Source organism: Arachnia sp. (assembly GCF_057238465.1).
Window position 1 is genome coordinate 92,382 of the sequence record NZ_DBHHFZ010000006.1, and the last position, 7,657, is coordinate 100,038.

General features: G+C 66.1%; 7 protein-coding genes. 4 read left to right on the plus strand and 3 right to left on the minus strand.

Annotation, left to right across the window (positions count from 1 at the left end; translation table 11 throughout):
* Nucleotides 1-3: 3 nt before the first annotated feature.
* Together ACO6D6_RS08100 and ACO6D6_RS08105 are read right to left on the minus strand one after the other, a co-directional pair.
* Nucleotides 4-774 (minus strand): hypothetical protein, encoded by a 771-nt coding sequence (locus tag ACO6D6_RS08100; protein ID WP_484784753.1) that lies wholly within the window; start codon nt 772-774, stop codon nt 4-6.
* A gap of 45 nt (nt 775-819) precedes the next feature.
* Nucleotides 820-1,521 carry an ABC transporter ATP-binding protein gene (locus tag ACO6D6_RS08105; RefSeq protein WP_484784754.1) on the minus strand — a complete coding sequence of 234 codons (702 nt, stop codon included), beginning with the start codon at nt 1,519-1,521 and terminating at the stop codon, nt 820-822.
* 155 nt (nt 1,522-1,676) lie between these two features.
* Here ACO6D6_RS08105 and ACO6D6_RS08110 point away from each other — a divergent pair, with 155 nt between their 5' ends.
* From ACO6D6_RS08110 to ACO6D6_RS08120, 3 genes are all read left to right on the plus strand, one after another.
* A complete protein-coding gene (locus tag ACO6D6_RS08110; protein ID WP_484784755.1) occupies nt 1,677-2,837 on the plus strand; it encodes a sensor histidine kinase in 1,161 nt (386 codons plus the stop codon).
* Nucleotides 2,834-3,478, plus strand: a complete 645-nt coding sequence (locus ACO6D6_RS08115) for a response regulator (RefSeq protein ID WP_484784756.1) — start codon at nt 2,834-2,836, stop codon at nt 3,476-3,478. Before ACO6D6_RS08110 ends, ACO6D6_RS08115 begins: the two co-directional genes overlap by 4 nt.
* 320 nt (nt 3,479-3,798) lie before the next feature.
* On the plus strand, nt 3,799-5,244 hold the full coding sequence (locus ACO6D6_RS08120; RefSeq protein WP_484784757.1) for a sodium/glutamate symporter: 1,446 nt from the start codon (nt 3,799-3,801) through the stop codon (nt 5,242-5,244).
* A gap of 226 nt (nt 5,245-5,470) precedes the next feature.
* Here the strand turns inward: ACO6D6_RS08120 and ACO6D6_RS08125 are convergent, their stop codons facing one another.
* Nucleotides 5,471-6,370, minus strand: a complete 900-nt coding sequence (locus tag ACO6D6_RS08125) for a MerR family transcriptional regulator (protein ID WP_484784758.1) — start codon at nt 6,368-6,370, stop codon at nt 5,471-5,473.
* Nucleotides 6,371-6,474: 104 nt separating this feature from the next.
* Between ACO6D6_RS08125 and ACO6D6_RS08130 the strand changes: the two genes are divergently transcribed.
* Nucleotides 6,475-7,263 (plus strand): helix-turn-helix domain-containing protein, encoded by a 789-nt coding sequence (locus ACO6D6_RS08130; RefSeq protein WP_484784759.1) that lies wholly within the window; start codon nt 6,475-6,477, stop codon nt 7,261-7,263.
* Nucleotides 7,264-7,657 lie beyond the last annotated feature (394 nt).

Here is a 7,657-nt window from a genome sequence, read left to right on the forward strand (position 1 = left end):
GGGTCACAGGTCCCCGCGGAACAGCCGCCAGGCGCCGATCACGCCGGGCAGGACGATCCAGGCCAGCACCGAGGTGCCGAGCTGGGCCCACGCCTGGGCGGAGGAATGGAACAGCGCGGCCACCGGCTCGATGTCGACCCAGGCGATGATCTTCTGCGCGACCTCCGAGGACCGCGCGACCAGCAACGAGAAGGTGGGCCACACCAGCATCACGACGATCGGCGCCACGGCGTTGCGGGTGAGCAGCCCGAGGGCCAGCCCCGTCAGGGCCGTGAAGACGAGCCCCCCGAACACCACGGCGATGCGACCCGGTTCGAGGTCGGGGGGAAGCGTGACACCGGCGAGGGCGGGAGCGAGCAGGTACGCAACTCCGGCGACGATCAGCGCCCAGCAGGCAGCGGCGAGCGCCAACCCCACGGCCACGGCGGCCTTCGCGGCCAGCACCCGGCCGCGGCGCGGGTCGAGGGTGAACGTGATGGCGGCCTCCCGCCGGGTGAATTCGCCGCTGATGAGCAGAACCGCCATCGCCATGATGATCCACGACCCCGGGATGCAGGCGATGCTGGCGATGTATCCGAAGGTGGTGTCAGCGTCCTGGATGAATGCACGGCCGAGGCCGAAAACCGCCATCAGCACCGCCCCGAGGGGCAGCAACACCTTGCCGGAGACCGTGTTGGTCACCTTGCGGGCCTCGACGGCGATGGTGCGGGTCAGCGTCAGGGGGGACGGGGTGCGGGTTGCGGCGGTGAGTTCGGGGGAACTGGTCAGTGTCATGGCGATGCCTTTCGGGCGAGTATCGGGATGGTGGCGGGGAGGGGATCAGGCGGCGCGGTCGGTGCCGGAGGTCAGGGTGAAGTACTGCTCCTCGAGGTCGGTGCCGTCACCGGTGGTGTGGTCGGCGAGCAGACGCCCGCCGCCGATCATCACGACGCGATGGGCCAGGCGCGAGACCTCGTGGAGCTGGTGGCTGCTCAGCAGCACCGCGCAGCCGCGGGCGGCGCGGCTCCGGAGCAGGTCGGAGAGCCAACGCTGGCCCTGCGGGTCGAGGCCGTTGGCCGGTTCGTCCAGGATCAACGCCTGCGGGTCGCCGAGCAGCGCCTGGGCCACCCCGAGTCGCTGCCTCATACCCAGCGAGTAGGCACCGACGCGACGCCGGGCCTCCGCGGACGACAGGCCGACCTCGGCCAGCACCTCCCCCACCCGCTGCCGCGGCAACCCCAGGGTGAGCGCCGCCATCCGCAGGGTCTCCAGGCCGCTGCGTCCCGGGTGGAATCCCTCTGTGCTCAGCAGCGACCCGACGGTCGCGGCCGGGTTGGGCAGGTCGGCGTAGCGCACGCCGCCCACGGTGGCGCCTCCCTCGTCCGGGGTCACCAGCCCGGTCAGGATGCCCAGGCAGGTGGACTTGCCGGCCCCGTTCGGGCCGAGGAAACCGACGATCTGGCCGGAGGGGACGGTGAAGGTCACGTCGTCGAGGGCGAGGATGGATCCGAAACGTTTGGTCACATGAGTCAGTTCGAGCATGGCATCAACTCCACCGGAGCCACCCGGGATCCCACATCGGGCAACCGGCCGGTGATCCGGTTCCGTCCGGCCGGTGGTCGCGCTGGCCCATCGGCTGAGACACCCTGGCCCATCGGCTGGGGACGGCGGATGGCCGGGCGTGAAAGGCTGATCGCATGAGTGATTCCACCGACACGGCACGCCCCGGTATCGGCCCGGTGGCCTGGGTGGTGGCCGCGCTCGGTTTCCTGTACTACTGCCCGCCGTTGGTGATCCCCCTGATCAACCCGTCGCGCCACCTGGATCCCGGACCGGCCGCGATGCTCCTGGGCCCGGGGCTGGTCGCGATGCTGCTGCTGGTGTGGTTGCGTCGCGCCCCGATACCGGTCGCGGTCTCCCTGGCCGGGCTGTGGCTGCTGTCTCCCGCGGTGTTCGGCCCTGCGATGGCCGCGCAGGCCCACATCGCCCGGCACCGCAGGGGGATCGACGCGATCGCCGTGGCCTGCACTCTCATCGCGGCCAAGTCTGTCCTCATGCTGCGCGAGGCCCCGGGCGACTCCGCGGTCCGGGTAGAGGTGCTCATCTCCGCCACCGGGGTGGTCATCGCACTGCTCGTCGGGCTGCTCGGCCGCAGCACCACCGACGCCAACCAGCAGCGGGCAGCGGCGCAGGCGGCCCGGCAGGATGCTTGGGAGGCGCAGCTCAACGAGGCCAGGCTCCTCGAGCGCGAACGGATCGCCCGCGAGATGCACGACGTCGTCGCCCACCGGATCTCCCTCATTGCCCTGCACGCGGGCGCGCTGGCTCACCACATGCGCTCCGAGCAGGGCGAGGCGGGCGACCTGGCCCGGGCGATCCAGACCAACGCACAGTTCTCCCTTGACGAGTTGCGCACCATGCTGGCCCGGCTGCGCGGCAACGCGGCGCCGCCCGAACCACCCCAGCCGACCCTCTCGGGGCTCGACGCCCTGCTGGCGGATGCCCGCTCGGCCGGGCAGCAGGTGGCGGTGGAGTTGGACGGGGACCCGGCGGAGGTGCCCGACCGGGTGTCCCGCCATGCCTACCGGATCGTCCAGGAGGGTCTCACCAACGCCCGCAAGCACGCCCCCGGGGCGCCGGTGACCCTGTCGCTGAAAACCACCGCCGGCCGTCTCCGGGTGGTCGTGAGGAATCGCCTGGCGGACCTCGCACAGCCCGACCGGTCGGGCTCGGGGCTCGGGCTCGTCGGCATCGCCGAACGCATCGATCTTCTCGGCGGTGACCTCTCCCACGGCATCCAGGGGGGAGAATTCATACTGGAGGCAACACTCCCCTACGCTCCCGAAGGAACAGCATGATCACCGTCGCCCTGGTCGATGACGACCCGATGGTCCGCACCGGATTGAACTTCATCCTCAAGGGGGAGGAAGGTATCGATGTCGCCTGGCAGGCGGGCGACGGCGCCGAGGCGCTCACGAAACTGCGCGACCGGCCCGTCGACGTCGTGCTGCTGGACGTGCGGATGCCGGGCCTCGACGGGCTCGCGACCCTGGAGGAGCTGCGCGGCTGGCAGACGCGGCCGCGGGTCATCGTGCTGACCACCTTCAACACCGACGACTACGTGGTGCGGGCCCTGAAGCTCGGCGCGGACGCTTTCCTGCTCAAGGACGCCGACCCGGCCCGCCTGGTCGAGGCCATCCAGCGGGTGGTGGCGGGCGAGAACGTCCTGGCCCCCGACGTGACCCGCACCCTCATCACCGTCGCCACCGACGCACCGGTGGCGGGGGACCCGTCGGCCCGGTCCCTGGTCGCCGCCCTGACCGAACGCGAACGCGAGGTCGCGGTCCTGATGACCAAGGGGTTGACGAACAATCAGATCGGCACCCGCCTGCACCTGAGCCTCGCCTCGGTCAAATCCCATCTGACAAGCATGTTCGTAAAACTGGGCGTCGACAACCGGGTCTCTGCGGCCATGATCATCCGCGACGCGGGCCTGTGAAACCCGTTTGACCCGGCTGGACCCAGTTTTGGTGTTTGCGGACCAGGGGCATGCCAGAAACCCGGAAACACCATGAAGAACTCGCCATTGTTGTGACATATTTCTCCAACGACCCCAAACAAACCCACGGGTATCGGCGGGTCAGCAAAACCTTGGAATGCAATGGTGGTTTGGAGCTCCCGGTCCTGTGATGGCGCGGGTTCGAACCAAGTCGGCCTGTTGGTCACTTCAAGGGTTTTTCATCGCGGACCGCTCGCCAAGTGTTGCTCGGACAAGGCAGGCTAGGGGGACCGGTACTCCACGAACTGCGAGGTGATGACATGAACCCCCAGGCAATCGGTTTCTCCCTGCTGATACTCAGCGTGGGCCTGCTGGTCGGGAAGTTGATTCGCGTCAAGGTCCGCTGGGTGCAGCGGCTGTTCCTGCCGAGCTCCATCGTTGGTGGACTCATCCTGCTGGCGCTCGGCCCGCAAGTTCTGGGACGCATCCCCGGGCCCTGGGGCGAAACGGGCCTGCTCACGGAGGCCATGGTCACCACCTGGTCCGCGCTGCCCGGCCTGCTGATCAGCGTCGTGTTCGCGACGATGTTCCTCGGCCAGAACCTGCCCAGCCCGAAACAGGCCGCCAAACTGGTAGGCCCGCAGCTGGCGCTGGGGACTGCGTTCGCGTCTTCGCAGTACGTCGTCGGTCTGCTGCTGGCGGCTCTGATTCTCGTGCCGTTCTTCGGGTCGTCGCCGATGACCGGAGGGTTGATCGAGATCGGCTTCGAGGGCGGCCACGGCACCGCCGCCGGCATGCGTGACGTGATGACCAGGCTCGGATTCAGCGAGGGGGCGGACCTGGCGGTTGGCGTCGCGACCGTCGGCCTGGTCGGCGGCATCATCGTCGGTATTGCGCTCATCAACTGGGGCGTGCGCAACGGCAAGACCGAGATCCTCAAGGACAATGTCCAACTCTCGATCGACGAACAGCGCGGGCTGTTCCGCAAGGACGAGTACTACTCCGCCGGGAAGATGACCAGCCGCCCCGCGTCCGTTGAGCCCCTGTCCCTGCACATCGCAATCATGGCGTTGGCGATCCTCATCGGTTGGGTCATCCTCGAAGGCCTCCGCTGGGTCGAACGCGCGACCTACGCCTCCATCATGATCGGTGATAACACCCCCCTGGAGATTTTCGCGTACGTGCCCCTGTTCCCCATGGCGCTGATCGGCGGTGTCATCCTCCAGCTGATCGCGAGGGCGCTTGGCACCTCCCACGTCATCGACCCGCAGATGATGCTCCGCATCCAGGGCTGGGCTCTCGACTTCCTCGTCATCTCAGCCATCGCCACCGTCTCGATCAAGGCCGTCGGCGAGAACCTCGGGGCGTTCCTCGTCCTTTCGGCGGGCGGCATCCTCATCAACCTGGTCCTGTTCCTGTGGCTGACGCCGCGCGTCATCGGCCGCTTCTGGTTCGAACGTGGCATCGGCGACCTCGGCCAGTCCATGGGCGTCACCGCCACCGGCGTCATTCTCATGCGCATCACCGACCCCGACGCAACCTCCCCCGCCTTCGAGGCCTTCGGCTACAAACAGCTCGTCTTCGAACCCTTCTTCGGCGGTGGTCTCGTCACCGCGCTGGCCATCCCGATCATCTACCTCACTGGCGTGTGGCCGCTGTTCTTCGCGATGCTGGCGGTCTTCATCGTTGCGGTCCTGGCCGGGCTGCTCCACTTCGGCCCCAGGGAGCAACGCGACCGTGAGGCCTGGCTCGCCCAGCAGACCTAGGAAGGCTGGGGCTCCTCAACCCAGATCCTGACGCTCTCCGCTCCGCATCCACCGATTGCCGGTATTCCCGTTCCGGGACCCGCGCGACCACAGCGGATCTGCCGGGACCTCGCCTCGCTCGACCAGCTAGCCGACGGACTGGAGCACGTGGGGCTTGTTCAAGAATCGGCGCCCGTGAAGCGACATGCTTTTTCAGAGGCAAATATGGGGCATCCGCGAACAAGCCTCAATATTTTGGATATTTTCTACAGCCCTCCCGGGCGTCAGGTTTTGTTTTAAAGGAGCTGTAGCCGGCACCGTCGACATGTGCCGCCAGGACCGTGAGGGCTCGCTTCAGGACCTCTCGTTCTCGCTCGTTCGCAGCAGACTCGGCCAGCCCGATGGCCTCGACCAGGTCACGTCCAGAAACTGACTCCAGACCCGCTTGAGGGTTGACGGTGTAGAGATCAACGAGTAGCCGCCCATAATCTTTCGCCAAGTCATCCAGTTCCGGCTCTCCCGAGTCTTCGTTGAGCCGACGCAGTCGTTCCTCAAGTACGGACAGCCGGGAAATCACCGGGTCCTGGATCACCTCGTCGACCACCCGCTCGACTTCTTCGCTGCCGTATCCGGACGCCAACTCCTCCAGTGCCTTGTCGGCAGCTGAGGTGTCGTAGCTCCCCAATCTCCGCAGCGCGGCGAGGTGCCGCGCGAACCTGGGAAGGATGTCGACAGGGGTGTTGTCCCGCAGACATTCGTCGATCACGCGGCGCTGACTCTCGATTTCCGCCACCCGGTCCGCCAAGGCCTGATCCAGGTCCAAGAGGATGCGACGGGCGCGAGGGCTGGCCGGCGTGTGGATGATGTCGGCGATCTCGTCGAGGGTGAGCGACATCATCGAGAAACGCTTGATGCGCAGCAGGGTGAGCAGGTGGGTCTCGTCGTACACGAGCCCCCTCGTTGTCCGTTCGGGCTCTGGGAGCAGACCGATCTGGTGGTAGTACCTCAAGGTACGGACCGTGATACCCACCAGCTCACTGATCGCCTGCGTACTCCACGTGAGCCCCGTCAAGGCGACCTGCTCCCCAGACCGGTTCGGAGGCAAACCACCGGGCGACTTCTTGTTGCTCAGGTCGTTGATGGACATGCCGACAGCATCCACCGTGACGCTACGTCAAGGTCAATCTAGTGAGGCCACCTTCCGACTGTAAACTCTCGACTAGCCGGCACGATGGGAAAGGGAACTCGCGGATGGACTTTTCGATCAAGGACGCGGCTCGCATGGTTGGGCTCACCACACGCACCCTGCGCTACTACGAGAGCATCGGCCTCCTGCCCAAGGCGGAGCGGACCTCCGGGAATTACCGCCTGTTCAATGTCATGGACATCATCGACCTGATCCGGATCAAGCGGTTGACGGGGCTCGGGTTCGACCTTCGGCACGTGCGTCAAATCATGGATGACCCAACGAGCCCTGAAGCTGTAGCTGCCCTGGATGCGCAACGGCAGCTCCTCACCCAGCAGATCGACGAACTCCAGGAAAAGCGGAACAAGATCGAGGAGATCCAGAACGTCCAGGCCCCACTCGACGTTGCTATCGAGTTCGCTGATCTGGAGCGCGCCTGGGCAGACGCGCAGTCCGAACTCAACGTCGAGGACCGGTTGAAACTTGAAATCGAACTACTCGCGGCGTTCGCCGACGATCATGATCGACTCAAGTACGAGACGCTAACCCGAGCTTTCATCGAGAAACATGACGACCCGGGGTTCCGAGAGCTCCGGGAGCTGGATGCACGGCTGGAATCCCTTGAGCCAGACGCCTCACCAGAAGAGATCGCTGTGCTAGTCGATGACTACGTCAGGGTCCTTGGCCCGATCTGTGCTCGCTTCGCCCCCACGAGCGAGAAGACGCTTGCCCTCGCCTCCGCCATGGAGGAATTCACCTACAACGAGGCCCAGCTCACTGTGATCACAGGCGCTCGGAAGCGCCTGCGGTCGTCAGACGACGAGAGTCCTGACCCCTCCCAAGCTGCAAAGTGACGCCATGTCACACCAGGGGCTTGACTTTGACGCTACGTCAGCATCTTGAATCGATTCCAAGAGATCAGCCGGAAGGCAACCTCAGGACCCGAGAAAGGAAGATGCACAATGTTCATGACCATCGTCACGACCAACACCCCCACCGATACGTCCTTCCCCTGGAATTGGTGGACTTGGGGCTGAGCCCCAGTTCAGCAGGACCGCACCGTACTCGTTCCGTTCCTCACAGTCGAGGGATGCCACGCGACTCATCCACGGAACGACTCACAGCCCTGACAGCGGCACCGCACGCCGCAGTTGGATCGAAGGACCGAGACCGCGTTTAGCGCCCCGTTATCGTTGGCCCAGTTCCAGCCGCCCACGTGACACGTCGGAGTTGCCAACAGATCGGGGC

What these genes read in the sequence shown, in the direction of transcription:
- ACO6D6_RS08100 (WP_484784753.1), bottom strand. Translation starts at nt 774, where the DNA reads ATGACACTGACCAGTTCCCCCGAACTCACCGCCGCAACCCGCACCCCG.
- ACO6D6_RS08105 (WP_484784754.1), bottom strand. Translation starts at nt 1,521, where the DNA reads ATGCTCGAACTGACTCATGTGACCAAACGTTTCGGATCCATCCTCGCC.
- ACO6D6_RS08110 (WP_484784755.1), top strand. Translation starts at nt 1,677, where the DNA reads ATGAGTGATTCCACCGACACGGCACGCCCCGGTATCGGCCCGGTGGCC.
- ACO6D6_RS08115 (WP_484784756.1), top strand. Translation starts at nt 2,834, where the DNA reads ATGATCACCGTCGCCCTGGTCGATGACGACCCGATGGTCCGCACCGGA.
- ACO6D6_RS08120 (WP_484784757.1), top strand. Translation starts at nt 3,799, where the DNA reads ATGAACCCCCAGGCAATCGGTTTCTCCCTGCTGATACTCAGCGTGGGC.
- ACO6D6_RS08125 (WP_484784758.1), bottom strand. Translation starts at nt 6,370, where the DNA reads ATGTCCATCAACGACCTGAGCAACAAGAAGTCGCCCGGTGGTTTGCCT.
- ACO6D6_RS08130 (WP_484784759.1), top strand. Translation starts at nt 6,475, where the DNA reads ATGGACTTTTCGATCAAGGACGCGGCTCGCATGGTTGGGCTCACCACA.